Source organism: Streptomyces sp. x-80, from assembly GCF_046549095.1.
Classification (GTDB): Bacteria; Actinomycetota; Actinomycetes; order Streptomycetales; family Streptomycetaceae; genus Streptomyces; species Streptomyces celluloflavus.
Window position 1 is genome coordinate 14365 of the sequence record NZ_JAJPWM010000041.1, and the last position, 21100, is coordinate 35464.

Below are 21100 nucleotides of genomic sequence, written 5' to 3' on the forward strand. Positions count from 1 at the left end.
GGCCGGAACCGGCATCCCGGCCGGTGGCGGTTCCCGCGGCCACGACTGCCCGAGGCGACCGGCCGGTGCGGTGTCCGCGTGCCGACCGGGGGCCCGGCCGGAGGTGTCAGCGGTAGCCGTAGGCACCCCAGTTGTCGATGACGTGCTGCTGGAGGGCGCGCGGGCAGGAGGTACGGAACGAGGCGGTGGTGCCCCGGGTGGTGCCCAGGAACTGTTCGGGTGTCAGGCAGCCGATCACCGACGTGCCGCCGCGGCCGGTGCGGGCACCGCCACCCACCGCGACGCGCAGCTGCGCCATGCCCTCACTCGCCTGCCGCACTGGGTCAAAGCCACCGGTGTGCAGGCCATCGCGGTCGAAGACCTCGACTTCACCGACTTCAAAACCCGCGAGAAGCACGGCCGCGAGACGCGCTTCCGGCAGCTCATCCCGGGCATCCCCACCGGCAGACTCCGCGCGCGCCCGCTGTCCAGGTGCGCGGGGAGGGGACTCGGCGTGATCGCCGTCGATCCCGCCTACATCAGCAGGTGGGGCGTGCAGCACCGGCAAGGGTGCGCCGGACCGACGCCCCGGTGAACCCTCGCACAGCGACCACTCAAGCCAGGGGGAGAGGCGTGACCGGTACCGCACAACGTCCCGTCACGGCACCGCCCGCCCTGACCGCCGCGGTGCCCGGGGGATACGTCCACCGCGTCACCTCAGGCCGGAACGACGGGGGTTGACGGCGCGGCGGGCCGTGAAACCCTCCGCGAGCACAGTGAGCCTGGCCAGCAGGGCCTCGGTGAGCGAGTAAGTGCCGTCGCCGCTCAGCCAGCGGCTCAGCGCGGTCACGTAGCCATCGAAGATCATGTCGGCGAGCGTCCCCGGATCGAGGTCGCCGCGGATCTCGCCGCGCTGCTGACCGCGGGTGACAACGGTGAGGATCGCGGGGGGTGTGGCGGCGCCGAGGCCGAAGGCGGCGTGCAGCACTCCGCCGTCGTGCAGCTCCTTGGCCAGTGCGTAATCCCGCTCGTTGAGTTCCGCGAGTGCGCGCAGTTCGTCCGCCAGTGCCTCGACGGCGGACTTCCCGGCTGCGGACGCGTCCGCAGCCGCCTGCCGGTCCAGCCGCTCGTGCCGCCCCTGGACCCAGGCGGTCACGAAGTCCTCCTTGCGGCGGAAGTGGTTGAACGCGGTCTGGCGGCCCACATCGGCGCGCTCGGCGATGTGCTCATAGGTGGTGGCCGCGTACCCCCGGGCGGCGAACAGTTCGAGGGCCGCGGTCAGCAGCCGCTCCCGTGTCGCGTTGCGGCGCCGTTCGCGGCGGTCCTGCGGTTCTCCCGCGTCCTGCGGTGTCGTCGACCTCACACCGAGATTGTACTTGGGTCCAGTCGGTACTTGGATATACATTGGTACTCAAGTACATCCGAGTGCATCTATTGAGGAGGTCAAGCGATGGCCGTCCCCTTCACCCTGGGTCTGCACGAGATCGCCGCAGACACCTACGCCTACCTACAGCCCAGCGGCACCTGGGGCTTCAGCAACGCCGGGCTGATCGTCTCCGGCGACGAAGGGCTGCTCGTCGACACCCTGTTCACCGTCCCGCAGACCCGCGACATGCTGGACGCGATGGCGCGAGCACTGCCCCGGCTCACGATCAGCACTCTGGTCAACAGCCACAGCGACGGCGACCACTGGTGGGGCAACCAACTGCTCCCGGACGCCACGATCCTCGCCTCCGAGGCCGCCGCGGCCGCCATGCGCCACGACCGGCTCCACGAACTGTTCGCCTCGCCCGGCGTGGTCCAGCTCCCGCGGGTCGCCGAGGACATGCGCAGGACCTTCGACTTCACCGGCATCACCCCGACGCTGCCGACCCGGACCTTCAGCGGCGAGCTGGAGGTGGCGGTGGGCCGGCGTACGGTCCGGCTGATCGAGGTCGGCCCGGCCCACACCGCCGGGGACGTGCTGGTCCATGTCCCGGACACCGCCACGCTGTTCACCGGGGACATCCTGTTCGTCGGCGGCCACCCGGTGATCCACAGCGGCCCGGTGGAGAACTGGATCACCGCCTGCGACCTGATCCTCTGCCTGGACGTCGAAACGATCGTGCCCGGACACGGCCCGATCGTCGGCAAGCGCGAGGTCCGCACCTTCCGCGACTACCTCGAACGGGTCCGCGACCACGCTGTCCACGCGCACGGGGCGGGCGTCCCCGTACTCCAGGCCGCCCGGGAGATGAACCTGGACGGCATCGCCGACTGGGACGACCCCGAACGCCTGGTGCTCAACATCGGCGCCATCTACCGCGAACTCAACGGCGACGGTACGCCCGGGGAGGAGGAGCTGATGGGCCTTCTCGACCAGTACGCCGCGCCGCGCCCAGCCGCTCCGGCCCTGCGCGTCGTGCCGCGTCCCGTCGATGCGCCCCCGCGCATCGCGCCACGGCCCGCATCCGAGATCGCCACTCTGGCCCCACGCCTGGAGGGTCCCGCAGCGCAGATCCTCGCGGACGGGGCCGGGCCGCTGGCGGGCCGCCCGGTGCTCAACGTCCTGGCGACCATCGGCAACCACCCCGACCTGCTGGTCGCCCTGGTACCCCTGCTCACCCAGCTCGCCCAGGGGCTCATCCCGCCCCGCCAGCGGGAACTGGTGATCCTCCGGACCGCCCACCGCACCGGCTCGGCCTATGAGTGGCATCATCACGTCCGCCTCGGCGCCGCCGTCGGCCTCACCGAGTCCGAGATCGCCCGCATCCCCGACGGGCCGGACAGCCCCGGCTTCGACGAAGCCGACCGGGCGCTGCTGCGGGCCGTCGACGAACTGTGCGAGGGGCACACCCTGTCCTCCGCCACCTGGCAGGAACTGGCCACACACCACTCCACACCACAACTGGTGGAACTGCTCGCCCTCATCGGCGCCTACACACTGATCGCCGGCATTCTCAACTCCTGCCAAGTCCCGCTCGACGACTGGCTCGCCCCGCCCGCGTAGGCCGGGACGGACGGCACGGACGGCGCAGCCGACCGACCGCGCCCACTCTCCGCCGACCGGCAAGCCCTGAGCGCCTCGCGGGCTCGGCGGGGGGTGAACAGGGCGGGTCCGGGGCCGGGTCCGGACCCGGCGGGGATCGGCCCCGGGTTTCATCGAGCCTTCGCCATCTTCGAATGTGCTGGTCGAAGATGGCGAAGGCTCACTGGTCGGCCAGGAACGACCCGCACCGGCACGACTGCCCCGACTCCATCGAGGTGCGCTCCGAGCTCGATCCGGAGCCCGAAGGGCGGGGTGCCCTTTGCGGTGCGTTGCACGGCGCGCCCACGCGGCGGAGCCGACCCGGCCGGCACGACCGGCGCGGGGCCGCGGCAGCGGTCAACGGGATCCTGGCGCGCCGGCGGAAGCAGCGCTCCGCTGACTGAGCTTGATCAGGGCCGCGATTCCGCAGATCGGGAAGGCCGCGATGACGGGGTAACCGGCGATCCGCTCGAACAGTCCGGGCACGTCGGCCGCCATACCCACGGTCAGCATCAGCGCGACGGCCACGAGTCCGACAACTCCGACGATCGGTGCGGCCGTCGCGAGGCGCTTGCACTCCCGTGCCGTGCGCAGGGATCGGCCGAGCAGGATCAGGGCGGTGTTGCCGCCGCCGATGAGCAGAACGGCGCCCGCAATGTGGGGGCCGATGTCGACGTTGTCCGGGAAGAGCCCCACCAGCGCCAGGCCCGTTCCGGCGACGGCCGACAGCAGGGTCGCCGTCCGGCCGAGGCGGTCACGGGGGAACATCGGGGCGACCAGGATCGTGCCCAGCACGATGCAGCCGCCTGCGATGATCCACGAGAGGTTGGCCGCGGTGTGCCAGGGCGAGCAGACGTAGGTCTGGTTCTGTGTGAGGCACTCGGTCGTCCCCAGGCTGCTGATCATGTGGCGCGCGGGGTTGTACGGCGGCGCGGACCAACGTGCCGCAACGATCACGTTCACCACGAAGAACTGTGCGGAGCAGATCCACAGGATGGCCCCGAGTCGCATGCGCCGGGGATTGCCGGTGGCCATGGGCGTCCTCCAAAACACCGGTCGGAAGACCGGTCGAATACGGGTGCGTGGTGGGGGCCGTGAGCCTCGGCCCCCACCGGACGGGGCTGGACGGCGTCGGGTCGGTGCGTCGTAGCGCCGGTCGGCTACGCGCTACCGCAGCGCCGGCGGTACGGCCTGCTCCCACGGCGTCCGGCTCACCACGTGCTGCCGCAGGGCACGCAGCTCCCGGGGGAGATTCCAGGCCAGCGCCGCCACCACTTCGCCTTGAGCCCCGTACAGGGCGGCGAACTTCCCCTCGGCGGGATCTCCCACCACCACGGCGGGCTCGGCGTCTTCGGGGACGAACCCGTACGCCTGGATCCGCACGTCGTACTGGTCGGTCCAGAAGAACGGGATCGGAGCATAGGCGCTTCCCTTGCCCAGCAGGGCTCTCGCGGCGGCCGCGGCCTGCTCGGTGGCGTTCGTGCGGTTCTCGACCCGGATCCGCCCCAGCTCAGGATGGGCCCAGCTCGCCACGTCCCCGGCCGCCACGATCCCCGGCGCGGCCCGGCACAGCGCATCGCAGTCCACCCCGTTGGACAGTGACAGGCCGCTGCCGGCCAGCCATGCGGTCCCCGGAACCGAACCGATCGCGACCAGCACGAGATCGGCGTCCAGGGCCATCCCGTTGGTCAACCGCACCCCGGTCACCCGACCGTCGGCGGCCGACAGCGAGTCGACCCCCGTTCCGGTGAGCAGCCGCACCCCGTGCTCGCGATGCAGGCCGGCGACAAGGGAGCCGATCCGCGCCCCGAACTGGCGGATCACCGGGGCCGGGAGCGGGTCGACGACCGTGACCGACAGGCCGAGCCGGCGCGCGGCGGCCGCGGCCTCGGTGCCCAGTACCCCGGCACCGACGACGACCACCTTCGGCTCGGATCGCAGTCGGTCCCGCAGCGCGAGGGCATCGTCCAGGGTGCGCAGCACCTGCACCCCGGACAGGTCGTGGCCCTGCGGCAGCCGACGGGCCGCCACTCCGGTGGTGATCACCAGTGCGTCGTAGTCCAACGCCCTGTCCCCGGCCAGGTGCACCCGCCGCGCGACAGGATCCAGACCGGTGGCCGTGGCACCGAGCAGGAAGTCCGCGTCCAGTGCGGTGATCGCGGCCGGGTCGCGCAACGCGGTCCGTTCGGGCGCCCATGCGCCGGACAGGACCTGTTTGGACAGGGGAGGACGGTCGTAGGGCAGGTGCTCTTCGGCGCTGATGAAGGTGAGCCGCCCGTCATAGCCCTCCCGGCGCAGGGTCTCGGCGGCGGCCAGGCCCGCCGCCGAGGCGCCGACGACGGCCACGTGGTTCGGCCGTGTCGTCACGACTCGTCCAGCGTGATCGCCAGTGCCGGGCACACCTGGGCCGCCAGGCGGACGTCCTCGTGGGTTTCCCGCGGGGGCCGGTCGTGCTCCAGCACGACGATGCCGTCCTCCTCGCGCTGGTCGAACACCTGCGGGGCGGCCAGCACGCACTGCCCGGCCGCAACACATTTGTCCTGCTCAATCGTGATCTTCATCGCGGGTTCTCCTCTTCTCCTCGTGTTCTCCGCGTGGTGGCGGTGTCACCAGGTGACCGGCAGTTGGTGCACGCCGTAGACGCCCATGTCCGTCCGGAACGGAATCTCTTCGAGCGCGGTCGCCAGCCGCAGACCGGGAATGCGGCGCAGCAGCGTGGGGTAGGCGATCGTGAGCTCGACGCGGGCGAGCTGCTGGCCCAGGCACTGATGGATGCCGTAGCCGAACGCCGCGTGGTGACGGGCCGTGCGGCGGAGGTCCAGCCGAGCCGGGTCCGGGAAGGCCGTGCTGTCCCGGTTCGCGCCGTCGACGGCGAGGATCACCCCCTCGCCGGCCTTGATCACCTGGCCCCCGATCTCCACGTCCTCGACCGCGACCCGGGACAGCCCGGAGTGCACCACACTGAGGTAGCGCAGCAGTTCCTCGACCGCGTTGGCGATCAGCTTCGGGTCGTCGCTGTCGCGCAGCAGGGCGAGCTGGTCGGGGTGCCGGAGGAGGGCCAGGATGCCGAGAGCGATCATGTTCGCGGTGGTCTCGTGCCCGGCGACCAGCAGCAGGACGGCGAAGGTGGTGGCCTCTTCGTCGGTCAGATCCCCGGTCCGTACGCGGTCGACCGCCAGGCGGCTGAGCAGGTCGTCGGCGGGGTTGAGGCCCTTGGCCGCCAGGAGCGTGCCCAGGTAGTCGCGGAGTTCGAGTTCGGCCGCCTCCTTTTCCGTCTGGTCAGGGGAGAGCGAAAGCACCTTGGCGCTGCGGTCCTCGAAGAACGCGTGGTCGGCATAGGGCACCCCGAGCAGTTCGCAGATCACCAGCGAGGGGACCGGCAGGGCGAATGCCTCGACGAGGTCGACCGGCCCGCCGAGGCGGAGCATCTCGTCGATCTTTTCGTCGACGATCTGCTGGATGGCCGGCCGGGCCGCCTCGGCGCGCTTGACCACGAAGTCGCGGGTCAGCATCCGGCGCAGCCTGGCGTGTTCGGGGTCGTCCATGGTGCCGAACATCCCCGGCTCGGGTTCGCCCGTCGGGTTTCCCGCGGTCGGCGGGTAGCCGGGTTTGCTGGGGTCGGCGCTGAAGCGCGAGTCGGACAGCACCGCGCGCAGCTCCGGGTATCCGGTGACCAGCCATGGCGTGCTGCCGTCGGGCAGCCGCATCCGGATCACCGCCCCCTGCTCCCGTGGCCGGTCCACAGTGGGCGGCGGGTCGAAGGGGCAGCCGCCGCGCGACATCGGATAGCGGGCAACGTCGACGAACGCTTCGGACATGGCACCTCCAGAGAAGTTACCTAACAACTGTTCACTGACTTACTGAACACATGTTAGGTAACTGGGGGCGCGCATTGCCACTTTCTGTGACGCAGTTCACTTGGGGTCCGGTCCCGTCCGATCCCGTCCGATCCCGGAGGTCTCGCCCGCCGCCACTGAACTTGATTGAGGTGATGTCGGGCTTGTCCGCCCGACGATGGCCGGTCGGTCCGGCAGTCCTGTGGGCGTGAGATACGCGCAGGGCGGCGGGTTGACCGACGCGGGGAGGGCCGCGCGGGAGCGGGTCCGGATTCAGGCCGTCGAACGCTTCAAGGGCGGGAAGAAGAACAAGGACCTCGCCGCCGCGCTGCGGGTGAGGGAGCGTTCGGTGGAGCGGTGGCGTCGGCAGTGGCGTGACCCGGGCGAGGCAGGGGCCCTGTCGAAGGGATCACCCGGGCGCCCACGGCTCAGCGAGTCTCAGATGGCCCGGCTCGCGCGGGAGCTGGAGCGTGGCCCACTGGCCCACGGTGGGGCGGACCAGCGGTGGACGCCGGCGCGGATCAAGACGCTGATCGGCCGGCTCTTCCACGTCTCCGCATCCAGCTCGGCGGCCCGATCGTGCTCGTGTGGGACAACGTGCGCATCCACCTGACGGCCCCGCTGAGGGAGTTCATCGCCGCGAACGCCGACCGCTCACCGTCTTCCAACTGCCCTCCTGCGCACCGGACTTGAATCCGCAGGAGGACATCTGGTCGAGGGTCAAGCGTGACATCGGCAACCTTGCCGCAGCCGACCCGAGCCAGATCACCCGGGCCGTGAAGCGCAGGCTCAAGCAGATCCGGTACCGCCCTGACGCGGTCGACGGCTGCCTTGCCGGCACCGGCCTGGTCATGAACGGCTGACCGACATCACGAATTCAAGTTCAGCAGTCGGCGAAGACCATCGAGATCTGCTCGTCCACCAGGGACCTGATCTCGCTGTCGTCGTCCTCCGGGCTGGCATGCCACAGGGCGACCAGGCCATGCGCGCCGACGAACACGATGATCGCCGCTCGTTCCGCCGACACCCGCAGGCGATGACCGGCCTGCTCGCAGCGGACGAACGACTCCGTCAGCAGCTCCACGAGCTTCAGCAGCGGCCCTTCCGGCAGGCTGTTCCCCCGCTGCTGATGAGCGGCGTCCCGAAGACTGAGCATCAGCCGATAGTGGCCGGGATGCTCCATGGCGAACCGGCAGTACGCGTGCATCTGCGCCCGCACCCGGCCGACGACATCCTCAGCGGCAAGCCGCTCCTCCGCCTTGTGCATCGCGGCCATGAGCAGCTCGAAGTCGTACCCCACGATCCCCTGCACCAGCGCCGCCTTGTCGGAGAAGTGCTGGTAGATGCTGGCCGGGGCGATCCCGACGGCCCTGGCCACGCCACGGATCGTGATGCCCTCCGCACTGTCCAGTTCCGACAGGAGCCGGGCGGCCGCCTCCAGGATCTCGGTGCGCAGCCGCTCGCCCTGCCCCCACGGATTCCGGGTGCGTTGCGGTGTCGATTCTTCAGCAGGCATTGGCACAGTCTGCACCCTGCTGATGGTGCCTCCGGTGCGGGTCGGGGCGGACGAGTGGATCTCCGGGGTGCTGTCCGTGGCGCTCAGCGCGGGTGTCGGCCCCGGACCGGGCACCTCGGCGCCCGGCCCCCGCTCTTCCGTGGCGGCAAAGGCGTCCTGACAGCAACAGACTTTTCCCGGGTGGCCCCGTCACCTCGCCCAGCGGTTCAGGGAGCGTTCCGCGTGGCCGAGTCGCTCGGCGAACACCTTCTCGGCCTCGGGGGTGATCGTCCGCAGGGCGACCAGGCTGGTGAAGATGACGTCGCAGAGTTCGGCCTGTACGTCGTCCCAGGTGTGGCTGTTGCCCTGGCGGGGGTTGGAGCCGGTCACTCCGTGGATGGCCTCGGCGCCTTCGCCGGCCTCTTCGCTGATCTTGAGTACGCGCAGCATGCGCGCCCTCTCGGGTGAGACGCCGCTCCCCGCGTCGAGCCACTCGACAAGCCGGTCGACGGTCTCCCCGGTGTCGTGCATGTGGGGGGTGCTCCGTGTCCTGTCCGGGGTGTCGCGTGGGAGCGCTGTGGTCATGGGGGGCGCTGCGTGGCCGTCGGATCTGGTGCGTGCGGCGACGCCACCGGGATGCGTGGGGAGCACGGTGGCGATTCGGGCAGCCGCCTCCGATGGGGTGGTGGCGTTGCCGGGGTCGACGGGGTCCACGGAGTCCACGGGGTCCACGGAGTCCACGGGGTCCACGGAGTCGACGACGCTCCGCGTCGCCTCCTTCCTCCCTCTTCCTCCGCCTTGGATCCGAAGCCGCATGACGCCGCTCGCTGATCCACTCCCTGTTGCACCCCGGGTCGTTACCGGTCGCAGGGGGAGAGCGCCGCGGGCAGCTGGGTCCTGGAGGTGATGCCGAGTTTGGGGAAGATGCGGTAGAGGTGTGAGCCGACGGTGCGGTGGGAGAGGTACAGCCGATTGCTGATGTCGCGGTTGGACAGTCCCTCGGCGGCCAGCCGGGCGATCTGGAGCTCCTGCGGCGTGAGGAGCGCCGCGGCCGACCGCGGCGCCGGTTGCCCCTTGACGCCCGACGCGCGCAGCTCCCGCGCCGACCGTTTCGCCCAGGCACGGGCTCCCAGCGTTTCGAATACGGCGTGCGCGGACTGAAGCGGTGCGCGGGCCCCCGCACCGTGGCGCCTGCGGCGCAGCCACATTCCGTGCGCGAGGTCCAACCGGGCCCGGTACCAGGGCGAGGCACCTTCGGCGAGGTCGAACGCCCGGGTGAAGGCGGCCTCGGCTTCGGAATCCGGTGCGAGCAGCGCTTGGGCGAGGCGGATGGGCCGGTGGGCGGTTGTCCCGGTGACCGTCTCCAGTACGGGCTCCAGGTCCCGCACGATCGGGCGGGCGCGTCCGGTCTCGCCGGCACCCAGGGCGGCTTCCGCGAAATAGTCGATCGCCCACAGCCGTGTGATCGGATGGTGGGTCCGGTCACCGCCGTCCACCACCTTCCGCAGGTGACCGAATGCCTCGGCGGGATGTCCCTGCCCCAGTTCACGCAGTCCCTTCGCCATCTGCGCCCCGGTCATGAGCGGCTGGATCCCGGTGCACAGGGCGACTCTCTCGAACTCGTCCAGGAGCTCGACCGACTGTCGAAGTGAGCCGCGCAGGCCCGAGAGGTACGCCAGGGCCAGTGCGGCGCTGGCCGCCCATATCGGCTGGCACGCCTTTGAGGCCAGTCGGTGTGCCTCCTGCGCAGTGGACCCGGCCAGGTCCCAGCGCCCCAGGGCAGTGGCGGCGAAGGACTGGCGGACCTGCAATTGCGCGAGCATGCCGAGCCGGCCCTGCCGGCGCAGCCCGTCCGCGGCCGACCGGCCGAACGCCAGGCTCCGCTCGTACTCGCCGCACACGAACGCCGTCCTGGACAGCAGCGACTCGGTGGCCGGGTCGGCGACGGAGCGCACGCTCCACCGGTCCAGCGCGTCCACGGCGCGTCGGCGCCGTTCCGCCGCACCGGAGAGCCCCCAGGCGGTCAGCACCCTGGGATCGTCCGCCGCCAGCGGCAGGCTGTCGGCGGTGGCCAGGAGCTCGTCACGGATCGGCTGTCCGGCGCCGCAGCACCAGCAGAGCGTTGCCGCTTCGACCAGGAGCATGGCGGCGGCCTCGGGAGCGCCGTCGTCCCGTGCCCTGGTCGCGGAGCGCAGCACGAGCCGCACCCCCTCGGCGTCCTGGGGAACGGCGTTGTCGAGGTCGCCGTCGAGGAAGGAGAACAGCCCGCGCTCGGTCACCTCCAGCCGGAGGGAGCGGGACTGGTCGGTGAACCGGCGCACGTCGTCGGCATTGCCGAGCTGGAAGGCGGCCTCCGCCGCCCGCAGCAGCCGTCGGCCCCGGTGCCCCTCCTCCGGGGAGAGCCCCGCGGCCTTCTCCCACCAGGCCACCGCCGAGGAAGGCAGGCCGCGCCTCATGGCCCGGTCGGCCGCCGCCTCCGTGAGCTGCGCCACCGCCTCGTCCGGCCCCGCGGCCGCCGCGGCGCTGTGCCAGGCGTGCCGGTCCGCGTCACCCGACAGCGCTTGGGCCAGGGCGCGATGCGCCGACCGCCGCGTCGCCGCGCTCACGGAATGCACCACGGCGGAGCGCACCAGCGGATGCGGGAACCGCACGGTCTCGCCATCGGTCCACACCAGGCCGAGTCCCACCGCCTCGTCGATCCGGCTCAGCCCGACCTCCTGGCCGATCGCGATCGACGCGGCGCCGATCGCCTCGGACAAGCGGTCACTGTCGTTGAGCGCCACCACGAGGAGCAGTAGGCGCGCCGGCGCACCCAGTTCGGGCAGCCGGGGGGCGAACGCGCGCTCCAGGCGCGCGGTGAGGGCCGGTCCCTGGCCGGAGCGGGGTGGGGAGGACGACTCGCTCCGCGTTCGCACGGGTAGTTCCAGCAGGGCGAGCGGATTGCCGGCTGCTTCCGCGAGCACGTGGTCGCGCAGTGCCTCGGGCAGGTCCGGCGCGCGGGCCAGCAGGAGCGCGCCGGCGGAGGCATCGTCCAGTGCGCCGAGGACCTCCACCTCAACATCCGGGGTGTCCAGCAGATTTGGTGGGTGCGCGTGGTCCGGGCGCGTGGCGATCAGCAGCACCGCCGGCTCCGTCACCAGGCGCCTGGCGACGAAGTCGATCACGTCGCGGCTGGCGGCGTCGAGCCACTGGTAGTCGTCGACGACCAGCAGCAGCGGCTGTCGGGAGCAGGCGTCGGACACCACGTCCAGGGCCGCCAGGGCGACGAAGAACAGCTTGGGCGGGGAAACCGTCTCGGACATACCGAATGCGTCGAACAGCGCCTTGCGGCGTCCCGGAGCCAGGTTCGCCGCGTGGTCCCGCTCCACCAGGGGACGCAGCAGGTCGTGCAGCGCGGCGAAGGGCAGGTGCTGCTCGGATGCGGCGCCGCGTGCCGTGAGCACCGTCACGCCGCGCCGCCGTGCCCCGGCCGCGGCGGCTGCGAGCAGTGCGGTCTTGCCGATGCCCGGCTCGCCGATGATCAGGCGCACCTGTCCGCGCACCCGCATGGTGTCGAACATCGAGACGACGGCGGCCAGTTCCCGGTCCCTGCCCAGGATCGCCCCACGGGCCTCGGGCGCGCCTCTGCCCCCTGAGTTCCCAGCCAACCTTGTTCGCTCCTCGGCGACCTGGTGTTCCGCACGCCGATTCCGTGCTGCGCGGCCATGGCCTTTTGCGAATGATCATCTGCCGCCGGCAGCAGGACAGTCAAGCCGCCTCGGGCGGCCGACAAACCGTCCGGACCTGCTCTGCTGGGCGCCGTGCTGCGGCAGCCGGGCTACTCAAGCCGTCAGCTGAACCGGCGGCCGGTGAACTTCCACGGGCAGTCAGATGACGCAAGTGATCCTGCCGTAACGATCCTTAACCTGGTCCGGTCGATCTGCTCGCCACCGCGGCCCCGCCATCCGCGCCACCGCCGTGGACGAGGGCGGCATCCACGACGTGGCGGTCCGGCTCCGCCGCCACCTGGAGACAAGGAAGACAGAAAGTGGCAACACCCTTCATCGCCAACACCTCCGCGGGCCCGGTCCGCGGCCTCGAAATCGCCGACGGCATCGCCGCGTGGCGAGGAATCCCCTACGCCGCACCACCCGTGGGACCGCTGCGGCTGCGCCCGCCGCAGCCCCCCGAGCCGTGGAGCGGAGTGCGGGACGCGACTTCTTACCAGGCTCCCGCTCCCGCTCCGCCCCTGCCGCAAACGGCATCCGTCCTGTCGGACGGCGGCTCGGCGGTGCAACTGCCGCCGCCCTCGGAGGACTGCCTCTACCTCAACGTCACCGCGCCCGCCGGGGCGGTGCGCCGTCCGGTGCTGGTATGGATCCACGGCGGCGGCTACCAGGTGGGCGCCGGCACCGATATGGCCGAGGACGGAAGCTCCTTCGCGCGCAGCCACGGCCTGGTAGTGGTGAGCTTCGGCTACCGACTGGGGGCGCTGGGCTTCCTCGCCGTTCCCGGGGAGGAGCACAGTGGCGCCTTCGGACTGCACGACCAGATCGCGGTGCTGCGCTGGATACGCGACAACATCGAGGCGTTCGGCGGCGATCCCGGCAACGTCACCATCTACGGCGTCTCGGCCGGGGCGAAGTCCGTCGCCAATCTGCTGGCCTCGCCCCTGGCCCGGGGCCTGGTCCACCGCGCCGCCTCCAGCAGTGGCGGCGCCGACCACGTCGCCACACCGGCCCAGGCCGCGAACGTCGCGCGCAGCTTCTTCCGCGAGCTGGGCACCGGCCCCGAACGCATCCGCGAGGTGGACGCGCAGGACATCCTGCATGCGCAGGGCGCGTTCGGCGACATCGTGCACACCATGTGGCTGTGGCGGCCGGCCATCGACGGTCTCGCCCTCACCGCCCGGCCCCTGGACGCCGTCGCCGCGGGCTCGGCGGCCGGGGTCGCCCTGCTGGCCCAGCACTGCGTCGAGGAATGTGCGCTGTTCCAGCTGATCGCTCCCGACACGGCTGAGCAGGCCGACCGCGTCCTCGCCGACTACTTCGGCGCCGCGGCCCGCGCCGAAATCCTCGACGCCTATGCCGAGGCCCGGCCCGACCTGGCCGAGGACCCGGTCCGGCTCCGTGTCGCGATCATGACCGATGAACGGTACGCGGTCCCCACCACCCGCCTGGCCGACGCCCAGTGCCGATACGGCCCGGTCTGGCGCTCCCGCTACGACGGCCCATTGACCGGCCTTCCGCCCGTGCTCGCGCCCTCGGGAACCGCACCCGCCGTTCATGGAGCGGACGGCATGCAGATCTGGTCCGGCGGCAGCGGTCTGGCCGGCGTGCTGCACGACGTCTGGGGTGTCTTCGCCGGCGGCTCGGCTCCGGGCGCCGACGGCCTGCCCGCATGGCCCGGCTACGACACCGGGCGGCGCGCCACCATGGTCTTCGACTCCGCCGGGTCCGCCGTCGTCGACGACCCCCAGGCCGCCCAGCGCCGGATCTGGGACGGCAGGGTCTGGGAGTCCGGGACCTGGTGGCCGTCCGACGGCTGACCGCTGGGCCGGGCGGCGGCTTCAGCGTGACGAGTCGGCGTCTGCCCTGACAGGGGCAGGCCCGCCGATGCTCTCGGGAGCCCCGTGTGCCGACGGGCCAGGCGGGCCATGCGCGGGTCGGCGCGGATGCGCTGCGGCCTGGCCTTGCCTGATGTCCGCCGGCCATGAGCAGGATGTCGTCGGCGGGCCCGGCGGCGATGCGGGCGGGGAGTGCACAGGTGGGGGCGAACAGGTTCATGCCGACCCATCGGGGGCGGGCGTTATCGAACCTCACACCAGCACCTCCGACCAGCACATTCGAAGATGACGAAGGCTCGACGAAACCCGTGGCCGGCGCCGACGGCGTCGCCGGATCGGTGCGCCGCCCCGTCGCGCTACGCCGTGGTCATGCGCAGACGGTTCCGTTCGACGGGGCCCTGCCGTGCAGCAGGTGCTCGTTCACGGCCTTGGTGGCGCACTGGTTGACGCCGTACGTGCCGTGGCCTTCGCCCTTGACGGTGAGCAGCACTCCCACGCCCTTGCCGAGCTTCTCGGCCATCGTCCGCGCGCCCTCGACGGGGGTCGCCGGGTCGCCCGCGTTTCCGATGACGACGATGGGGGCGGCGCCCGGTGCCGACACCTGCGGGGTGTCGCTCTTGCCGGTGACCGGCCAGTCGGTGCAGCTCAGCAGGCCCTTTGCGGTCAGCTCACCGAAGACCGGTGACGCCTTACGGAACTCCGGCAGTCTGGCCGCCACATCCTGGGGAGTGAGGCGCTGCTTGGTGTCGGCGCAGCTGATCGCGGTGTTGGCTGCCTGCATGGTGCTGTAGTGCCCCTTGTCATCACGGCCGTTGAGGGCGTCGGCCATCGTCAGGAGGTTGTCGCCGTTGCCCTGCTCCGCGTCGGAGAGCGAGACCGACAGGCTGGGCCACATCTCCTCGGAGTACAGCAGCTGGGCGATGCCGGCGGTCGCGTCCTCCTGGGTGAGCTTGCGCCCGCTCGTGGTCGGCAGCGGCTGCCTGCCGGTCTTCGCCAGCAGGTCGGCGATCCGCCGGTGCCCGTCCTCGGGGCTCTGGTACGGGCAGGTGCCGGGCGTCTTCGCGCAGTCCGCCAGGTAGTTGTCCAGTGCCAGTTGGAAGCCCTTTGCCTGGCCCAGCGCCTCTTGTACGGAGTCCTTGGTCGGGTCGACGACGGCGTCCAGGGCGGTGCGGCCCACCTTCTCGGGGAACAAGTGGGCGTAGACCCCGCCCAGTTCGGTTCCGTAGGAGATGCCGAAGTAGTTGAGCTTGGCATCGCCCAGAACCTGGCGCATCAGGTCCAGGTCGCGGGCGGCGCTCTCGGTATCGACGTGCGGCAGCACCTTCCCGGAGTTCTTCGCGCAGGCCGCCGCGGTCTTCTTGTTCTCCTCGGCCGTCCCGGCCAGGTTGCGGGTCCTGGCGCGCCGCTCGTCGGTCTCCTTGTCGCTCAGGCACGTCACGCCCGCGCTGTTTCCGACGCCCCGCGGATCGAAGCTGACCAGGTCGTAACGCGAGCGGAGGGACTGGGCAGCGTCGTAGTCCGGCAGAGTGGCCACGCCCGATGCGCCCGGCCCGCCGAAGTTGAAGACCAGCGAGCCGATCCGCTTGCCGCCGCCCATGGCCTTGGCGCGGATCACCGCGAGGTCGATGGTGTCACCATCGGGCCTGGCGTAGTCCAGGGGCGCCTGCACGGTCGCGCACTCCCATGCCGTGCCGTCCGGCAGCTTGCCGGGTGCCTTGCCGTCGCCGCCCTGGGCGGTGGACGCCGCCGGGCAGGGCTGCCAGTCGGGCTTCTGGGAGGTGAGCGAGGTGGGCAGCACGGTGGTCGCCAACGCGGGGGACGTGCGGAGGCCGGTGCCGCCCTTGTCGCCGCTACAGGCCGTGGCGCCGACGGCGAGCAGCAGGGCGGCGGAGAGCAGCGAGGCGGTGCGAAGAGTGAGAAATCTAGACATACCTGTCTCTGGTGTGGTGTGGAGTGGTGTTCACATGAACCTTCGACGGCCAAGGCACGGTGGCCGCGCGGCAAGGCGGACGCCCGGTGCCCTCGGGCAGTACCGGCTTCTGCCCGACGGCTGAACGGCCGTCACCCCAGGCGGCGCCGTAAGCGAAAGCTGTCGTCACAGACCGGGCGCCGCCCGCGGCGGGCTCTGCGTCCACGCCATCGAGTGGTGTGGTCAGGTCCCCAGACCGGCGTCTCGTGCCAGCAGTGCGGCCTGCACCCGGTTCTCGCAGTCCAGCTTGGCCAGGATCCGGCTCACATACGTCTTGACCGTGGCTTCGCTCATATGGATCCGCTGACCGGCGTCCGCGTTGGACAGGCCCTCACCCAGCAGCGCCAGGACCTCCAGCTCGCGGTCCGTCAGCGTCTCCAGCCGGCGGCGGGCCTGCTCGGTACGGTGCGCGCTCCGGCCGGACGCCAACGAGTCCACGACATGGCGGGTGGCGCCCGGCGACAAGTACGCGTCTCCGGCCGCGGCAGCCCGTACCGCACGCATGAGCTCCGCGGGCGCCGAGTCCTTGAGCAGAAAGCCCGCACTGCCCCCGGTCAGGGCGCGCAGCACGTTCTGCTGCTCCCCGAACGTCGTCAGGATCAGCACCCGCGTATCAGGGACGGTCCGATGCAGCTCGGCCAGGGCCGTCAGCCCGTCCATGACCGGCATCTGGATGTCGAGCAGCACGACATCCACGCGCCGGGACCGGGCCAGTTCGACCGCCTCACGGCCGTTGGCCGCCTCCGCGACGACGTCGATGTCGTCGGCGGAGGAGAGAATCATCCTGATGCCCGCCCGAATGAGCGGCTCGTCATCTGTGACGAGAACCCTGATCACGACTCTCCTGCGCGGTCTTGAGCGGTCATACCTGCGGCCACCGACCATCATCCCCGACCGAGCGCCCGGGACTGCACAGCGGCGGTCCTCAGTTCGTGACCTCGAAGGACTTCTTCTCGATCAACTTGCCGTCCTTGAAGCAGAACCGGAAGACCGGCTCCTTGCGCCAACTGCTGCCGACCTCAGTGGAATTCAGGCTGAGGCACTTCGCCCCCTCGGGCACGGGCGGCGCGCCCTTGTCCAGGCCCTCGGTCAGGAAAGATTCCCCGTGGGGCAGCTGCTTGCGGACCTCCGCCTCGGACTGGCCCACCTTCACCGCGTCGTACCGCTTCGGCTCGATCATGGCCTTGTCCACCTCACGCATGAAGAAGATCCCCCCGACGACCGCGGCGATCACCAGCAGCAGGGCGACCACTGCCACCACCCCGCAGCCAACGGCTATCCCGCTTCTTGTCTTGTTCCTGCTCATTGCCCTGGCCAGCTCCTTCGGCAGACCGATCCCCTCCATGACGGGATCACCCTCGCCCAGGGAGCCCGCCGGGATCTGCTGCCGAAAGTCGCCTGTGGGATCGACGAACGTCGTCGCCGCGTCACCGGGCACGGGGCTCGGGGCACCGCCCTCCGGAGAGGTGTACGGCAGCACGCCCGCCAGCCGGAAGCCGCCGTTCGCCGTCGGGCCCGCGTGCACCATGCCCCCGACGAGCCGGGTCCGCTCACCGAGCCCGGTCAGCCCCTGACCGCCGCTCACCACACTCCGTCCGTCGCCCGTCGTCCCGGTCGCGGGGCCGTTGGCGACCTCCACGACCAGCGAGTCCGGCTCGTACCGCAGCTCGATGGTGATCGGGGCGCCCGGGGCGTGCTTATGGGCGTTGGTCAGGCCCTCCTGGGCGATGCGGTACGCCGCGTGATCGGCGGTCGGGGTCAGCGGGCGCGGTGCGCCGGAGCGCCGCAGCTCCACGGCCGTACCCGCGCCCCGGGACGCTGCCACCAGGCCCTCGATGCCGGCCACCCCGCGCGACAGCGTCGTGGCGTCTTCCGCCCCCGAGGCCGCGAGGTCCGGGGCGGTGTCCCCATGGCCGGGCGCCGGTGTGCCGTCCCGCAGCACGCCTACCACCTCGCGCAGCTCGTGCATCGCGGCCACCGACGCCTCGCGCAGCACCCCCACCGCCTCCCGCTGCCGCCCGGTCAGCTCGCGGTCCACCTCCAGCGCGCCCGTGTGCACCGAGATGAGCGCCAGCTGATGGCCGAGGCTGTCGTGCATGTCCTGCGCGATGCGCTGACGCTCCCGCAACCGGGCCTGTCCGGCGATCATCGCGCGCTCGCGCAGCAGCTGGGCGTTGTACTCGCGGAGCGTGTCGGTCAGCGCACGGCGTTGCGACCAATAGCGGCCGGCCAGGCCAGGCACGATGATCGCGACCAGCAGCCCCAGGGCGCCGAGGACCAAGTACGACAGTGAGAAGCGAGGCAGGTCCAGCACGACCGTCAGGCCGAAGGTAAGGACATACGCCAGGCCGAAGACGCCGACCGCTTTGCCGACCCCGTCGATCCGCCGCCCCGCCGACCAGGCGGCGACGAGGACCAGCGGAGCGAGACCGTCGAACGGAACGGAACCGACGGCGGTCACCAGCAGCACGGTCGCGGGCAGCACCCGGCGCAGCGACGACAGCACTGCGGCCGCCAGCCCGACGGCGACGACCTGTACCGTGCCGCCGCGTCCCAGGGCCTCAAGACCCGCTCCCAGCAGCCCGAACACCACGCTCAACAGCGATTCGCCCACGATGCGCCGGGCAGGCCACATCCCGGGGGCGAAGAGAGCCCTGCCCGGAGCGGCCAGCCGACGGGGCGCCGCACGCAGCCTCGCCGCCAGTGTCCGGCGGGCCGATGCTCCAGGGGCCGTAGATTCCACACGAGTCACGCGGCCACGTTAAGCCGCTCAGCCGGACACCGCGCCCGCCATTGGTCGCGACGCCCGACGACGAAAGTCGCACCCGGTGCGGCGGCCCGGCACACGATCTGTCGGGCACGGCCCAGGACACCGGAGGCCCCGCTTCCCGGGACCGCTACGACGAAGCCCGTGCCGGCTCCTGTCGGCCCGGACCCGATCGACGCCGCTTCGCCGCGCCGCCAGGGCTTCCGCGCCGCGGGATGCGGCCGGCCGGTCGGACCGGACCCGCCCGGTCCCGTTGCCTACGGATGTTGAACGACACCTTCCGCAGAGACCAGCGCAGCGCCCCCTCAGCCACCCACTGTGCCCTCTCCTGCTCCTGACCTGCGAGGGCACCCTGCGCGTTTCCGGAGCAGCGGAGAGGCGTTCCCCGATCGGACGTTCCCAGGTCGGACTGCGGCAATCCTCTGACCTGCGGCTTTGTGATTCTCCCCGAGGGCCGGCCGGAGGGGGCATCGGTGGTGCTGCCGGGCTGCTCGTCCTCGGGGCGGCCCTTCGCGGGCAGCAGAAAGATGAGGGCGAGGATCGCGGTCGGCAGGCGCGCCTGGACGCGGAGAGCGTGGTGGAAGCCGGCGGTGAAGCCACCGGTCCCGGCCTGGGCGAAGAACACCGAGCCGAAGACCGCGACACCGATGGAGCCGCCGACGGACCGGACGCCGGACAGCACCCCGGAGGCGGAACCGGTCCCGTCATCGTCGACCGCGGCGAGGATGAAGCTGAACCGGGCGGCGACGACCACGCCCGCCCCGACACCGGCCACCACCACACCCGGGGCGAGGTCCCGGATCGAGAACGTGCCGGTGCCGAGGCCGTCGAGCTCGAACCGGAGCAGCGCCGCGCCGACGAGCTGGACGAGCGGGCCGGTCCCGGGCACCTTGCGGCCGATCCGGTCGGTGAGGCCGGAGCCGCCGACCGCGTCACCGATGGCCGTACCCATCGCGAGCGACAGGTTGCCCGGCCCCGCGTCACCGGCGGTGAAGTGCCGGCCGGTCTGGAGGAAGCGGGTCAGCACGAGCCGAGTGCCGGTCAGCCCGCCGAAGAACAGGGCGATGCCGCCGAGCCCGACGGCGAAGGCGGGCTCGCGCAGCAGGCCCGGGGTCACCAGCGGCTCACGGCCCGCCGCGGCCGTACGGCGCTGCTGTACGCGGCGCTGCCGTACGGCGAACAGGCCGCAACCGGCGGCGGAGGCGGCCACGCACCACCACGTCGGCCGGGCAGGAACATGCGACGGTCGCCCGTAGCCGTCACCGACCGGCCGCGGATCAGGGCGCCCGGCAGCAGGCGGGTGACGCGCTGCCCGGCGGGCGCCAGACGCGGCCCCCGGTTCCGGCTTGCGGTTTCCACTGCGTCAACTCCTACGGTCGTCCGCTGGGCCGGCGAGACGCCACTACCAGTACCAGCGCGTCTGCCGGTTCTGGACCCCGGACATGACCGCGTACAAGGGACTGGGCCAGACCTACGTCGACGACCCGCAGTTCCGCGCGGACCACGACAAGATCGCCGACGGGCCGGCCGTCTGCCGGCGCGACGCGATGGGCGTCCACGCCGATGCACGGCCGAGCTGACCGACGGCCCACACTGTCGGGGGCCGCGACCCCGGCCACAAGCAACTCTCGCCGGCCCGGTGATACAGCGCCCCGCCCGAAGGGTCTCCACTCGTGGGTGGTCCACCGGTTCCACCCATGGGTGGTGGTGGGCTGCTCCGCGTGCGGAGCAGCCTGGGGGCATGGACTTACTGCATTCCGTACTCGTCGGTCTCACCAATGTCTGCGTCCTGATCTTCCTCGCGGCCTGGGTCGCGGGCGCCGTCTACTTCGGCGTGCGAAGCAAGGCCGGGCTGAGGAGCTGGATGCGCGGCCTGCGCCGAACCCTGCCCCGCCGGGTCCTGCTGCTCGTGGGCGCCTGTGTGTTCTTCCTGCTGATCGGGCGCGTGCCGAATTCCTTCTGGCCCCACCTTCAGTACTGGCAGCCTGAACTCGCACTCCTGGGTGCCCTGCTCGTGCTCGCCTCCACCGCCCTGCTGCTATGGGCCCGCTGGGTCCTGGGCACCATGTGGGCCGGCATCCCGAAACTCCAGGAGCACCACGAGCTGCGCACCGACGGTCCCTACCGGCTGGTCCGTCACCCCATCTACACGGGTCTCCTCGGCCTGATCAGCGGAGGCATGCTGGCTTGCGGATTCGGTCCGTGGCTCGTCTACCTGGTGGTCGCCGTCCCCTGGCTGCTGCGCCGGGTCCAGATCGAGAACGGCATGATGGCCCGTGAGTTCGGTGCCTCCTACGAGACCTACCGCGCCCGCGTCCCCGCACTGATCCCCTGGACCCGCCCTGCCCCGGCCCGCCCCCGCCAGGCCGGTACTCGCTAGTGTGATGCGCCAGAAATTCTGATGGTTAGTTCTGCTCTGTTTGCTGCCTGTCGGCACCGACCTTGGTGAGGTAGTCGGCGAGGGAGCTGAGGATCTCGTCGGCGGTCTTGGTCCAGGTGAAG

At 71.5% G+C, this 21100-nt stretch carries 19 protein-coding genes and 1 pseudogene; 7 read left to right on the top strand and 13 right to left on the bottom strand.

Features of this window, described 5'->3' with window-relative positions:
• Nucleotides 1-106: 106 nt before the first annotated feature.
• The gene (locus ACLJWH_RS40340; protein WP_411146817.1) at nucleotides 107-298 is read right to left on the bottom strand and encodes a hypothetical protein; all 192 of its coding nucleotides are present in this window, start codon (nucleotides 296-298) and stop codon (nucleotides 107-109) included.
• On the opposite strand from ACLJWH_RS40340, the pseudogene ACLJWH_RS40345 reads away from it, so the two are divergent.
• Nucleotides 257-547: pseudogene (locus ACLJWH_RS40345) on the top strand (IS200/IS605 family accessory protein TnpB-related protein); the annotation flags it as partial. The gene ACLJWH_RS40340 and the pseudogene ACLJWH_RS40345 sit on opposite strands and share 42 nt — an antisense overlap.
• Before the next feature lie 144 nt (nucleotides 548-691).
• Here ACLJWH_RS40345 and ACLJWH_RS40350 read toward each other — a convergent pair.
• Nucleotides 692-1342 (bottom strand): TetR/AcrR family transcriptional regulator, encoded by a 651-nt coding sequence (locus ACLJWH_RS40350; protein WP_411146797.1) that lies wholly within the window; start codon nucleotides 1340-1342, stop codon nucleotides 692-694.
• Between the two features lie 87 nt (nucleotides 1343-1429).
• Here ACLJWH_RS40350 and ACLJWH_RS40355 point away from each other — a divergent pair, with 87 nt between their 5' ends.
• Complete coding sequence (locus tag ACLJWH_RS40355) at nucleotides 1430-2968, top strand: MBL fold metallo-hydrolase (protein WP_411146798.1); 1539 nt, start codon at nucleotides 1430-1432, stop codon at nucleotides 2966-2968.
• 375 nt (nucleotides 2969-3343) lie between these two features.
• Here ACLJWH_RS40355 and ACLJWH_RS40360 read toward each other — a convergent pair whose 3' ends face one another.
• From ACLJWH_RS40360 to ACLJWH_RS40375, 4 genes are all read right to left on the bottom strand, one after another.
• A complete protein-coding gene (locus ACLJWH_RS40360) occupies nucleotides 3344-4021 on the bottom strand; it encodes a DUF998 domain-containing protein (protein WP_411146799.1) in 678 nt (225 codons plus the stop codon).
• Between the two features lie 132 nt (nucleotides 4022-4153).
• Complete coding sequence (locus ACLJWH_RS40365) at nucleotides 4154-5353, bottom strand: NAD(P)/FAD-dependent oxidoreductase (RefSeq protein WP_411146800.1); 1200 nt, start codon at nucleotides 5351-5353, stop codon at nucleotides 4154-4156.
• Nucleotides 5350-5547, bottom strand: a complete 198-nt coding sequence (locus ACLJWH_RS40370) for a ferredoxin (protein ID WP_411146801.1) — start codon at nucleotides 5545-5547, stop codon at nucleotides 5350-5352. The genes ACLJWH_RS40365 and ACLJWH_RS40370 overlap by 4 nt, the downstream gene beginning before the upstream one ends.
• 45 nt (nucleotides 5548-5592) lie before the next feature.
• Complete coding sequence (locus ACLJWH_RS40375) at nucleotides 5593-6804, bottom strand: cytochrome P450 (protein WP_411146802.1); 1212 nt, start codon at nucleotides 6802-6804, stop codon at nucleotides 5593-5595.
• A gap of 226 nt (nucleotides 6805-7030) precedes the next feature.
• Between ACLJWH_RS40375 and ACLJWH_RS40380 the strand changes: the two genes are divergently transcribed.
• A complete protein-coding gene (locus ACLJWH_RS40380) occupies nucleotides 7031-7435 on the top strand; it encodes a helix-turn-helix domain-containing protein (protein ID WP_411146803.1) in 405 nt (134 codons plus the stop codon).
• Nucleotides 7436-7511: 76 nt separating this feature from the next.
• Nucleotides 7512-7685, top strand: a complete 174-nt coding sequence (locus ACLJWH_RS40385; RefSeq protein WP_411146804.1) for a hypothetical protein — start codon at nucleotides 7512-7514, stop codon at nucleotides 7683-7685.
• A 20-nt stretch (nucleotides 7686-7705) separates the two neighbouring features.
• Here ACLJWH_RS40385 and ACLJWH_RS40390 read toward each other — a convergent pair whose 3' ends face one another.
• From ACLJWH_RS40390 to ACLJWH_RS40400, 3 genes are all read right to left on the bottom strand, one after another.
• Nucleotides 7706-8338: a TetR/AcrR family transcriptional regulator gene (locus tag ACLJWH_RS40390; RefSeq protein ID WP_411146805.1), complete on the bottom strand. Its 633-nt coding sequence runs from the start codon at nucleotides 8336-8338 to the stop codon at nucleotides 7706-7708.
• A gap of 189 nt (nucleotides 8339-8527) precedes the next feature.
• Nucleotides 8528-8848 (bottom strand): MazG-like family protein, encoded by a 321-nt coding sequence (locus ACLJWH_RS40395; RefSeq protein ID WP_411146806.1) that lies wholly within the window; start codon nucleotides 8846-8848, stop codon nucleotides 8528-8530.
• Nucleotides 8849-9174: 326 nt separating this feature from the next.
• A complete protein-coding gene (locus tag ACLJWH_RS40400) occupies nucleotides 9175-11964 on the bottom strand; it encodes a helix-turn-helix transcriptional regulator (protein WP_411146807.1) in 2790 nt (929 codons plus the stop codon).
• A gap of 380 nt (nucleotides 11965-12344) precedes the next feature.
• Between ACLJWH_RS40400 and ACLJWH_RS40405 the strand changes: the two genes are divergently transcribed.
• Nucleotides 12345-13844, top strand: coding sequence for a carboxylesterase/lipase family protein (locus ACLJWH_RS40405; protein WP_411146808.1), 1500 nt, complete (start codon nucleotides 12345-12347; stop codon nucleotides 13842-13844).
• 385 nt (nucleotides 13845-14229) lie between these two features.
• Here ACLJWH_RS40405 and ACLJWH_RS40410 read toward each other — a convergent pair whose 3' ends face one another.
• The 4 genes from ACLJWH_RS40410 to ACLJWH_RS40425 all read right to left on the bottom strand — a co-directional run bounded on the left by ACLJWH_RS40410 (nucleotide 14230) and on the right by ACLJWH_RS40425 (nucleotide 19808).
• Nucleotides 14230-15792: an alpha/beta hydrolase gene (locus tag ACLJWH_RS40410; RefSeq protein ID WP_411146809.1), complete on the bottom strand. Its 1563-nt coding sequence runs from the start codon at nucleotides 15790-15792 to the stop codon at nucleotides 14230-14232.
• Nucleotides 15793-16014: 222 nt separating this feature from the next.
• Nucleotides 16015-16668: a response regulator transcription factor gene (locus ACLJWH_RS40415; protein ID WP_411146810.1), complete on the bottom strand. Its 654-nt coding sequence runs from the start codon at nucleotides 16666-16668 to the stop codon at nucleotides 16015-16017.
• 88 nt (nucleotides 16669-16756) lie between these two features.
• Nucleotides 16757-18466 carry a sensor histidine kinase gene (locus ACLJWH_RS40420; RefSeq protein WP_411146816.1) on the bottom strand — a complete coding sequence of 570 codons (1710 nt, stop codon included), beginning with the start codon at nucleotides 18464-18466 and terminating at the stop codon, nucleotides 16757-16759.
• A 262-nt stretch (nucleotides 18467-18728) separates the two neighbouring features.
• A complete protein-coding gene (locus ACLJWH_RS40425) occupies nucleotides 18729-19808 on the bottom strand; it encodes a hypothetical protein (protein WP_411146811.1) in 1080 nt (359 codons plus the stop codon).
• A gap of 136 nt (nucleotides 19809-19944) precedes the next feature.
• Here ACLJWH_RS40425 and ACLJWH_RS40430 point away from each other — a divergent pair, with 136 nt between their 5' ends.
• Together ACLJWH_RS40430 and ACLJWH_RS40435 are read left to right on the top strand one after the other, a co-directional pair.
• Nucleotides 19945-20178, top strand: a complete 234-nt coding sequence (locus ACLJWH_RS40430) for a TipAS antibiotic-recognition domain-containing protein (RefSeq protein WP_411146812.1) — start codon at nucleotides 19945-19947, stop codon at nucleotides 20176-20178.
• Between the two features lie 161 nt (nucleotides 20179-20339).
• Complete coding sequence (locus ACLJWH_RS40435) at nucleotides 20340-20978, top strand: methyltransferase family protein (protein ID WP_411146813.1); 639 nt, start codon at nucleotides 20340-20342, stop codon at nucleotides 20976-20978.
• Nucleotides 20979-21100: the final 122 nt, after the last annotated feature.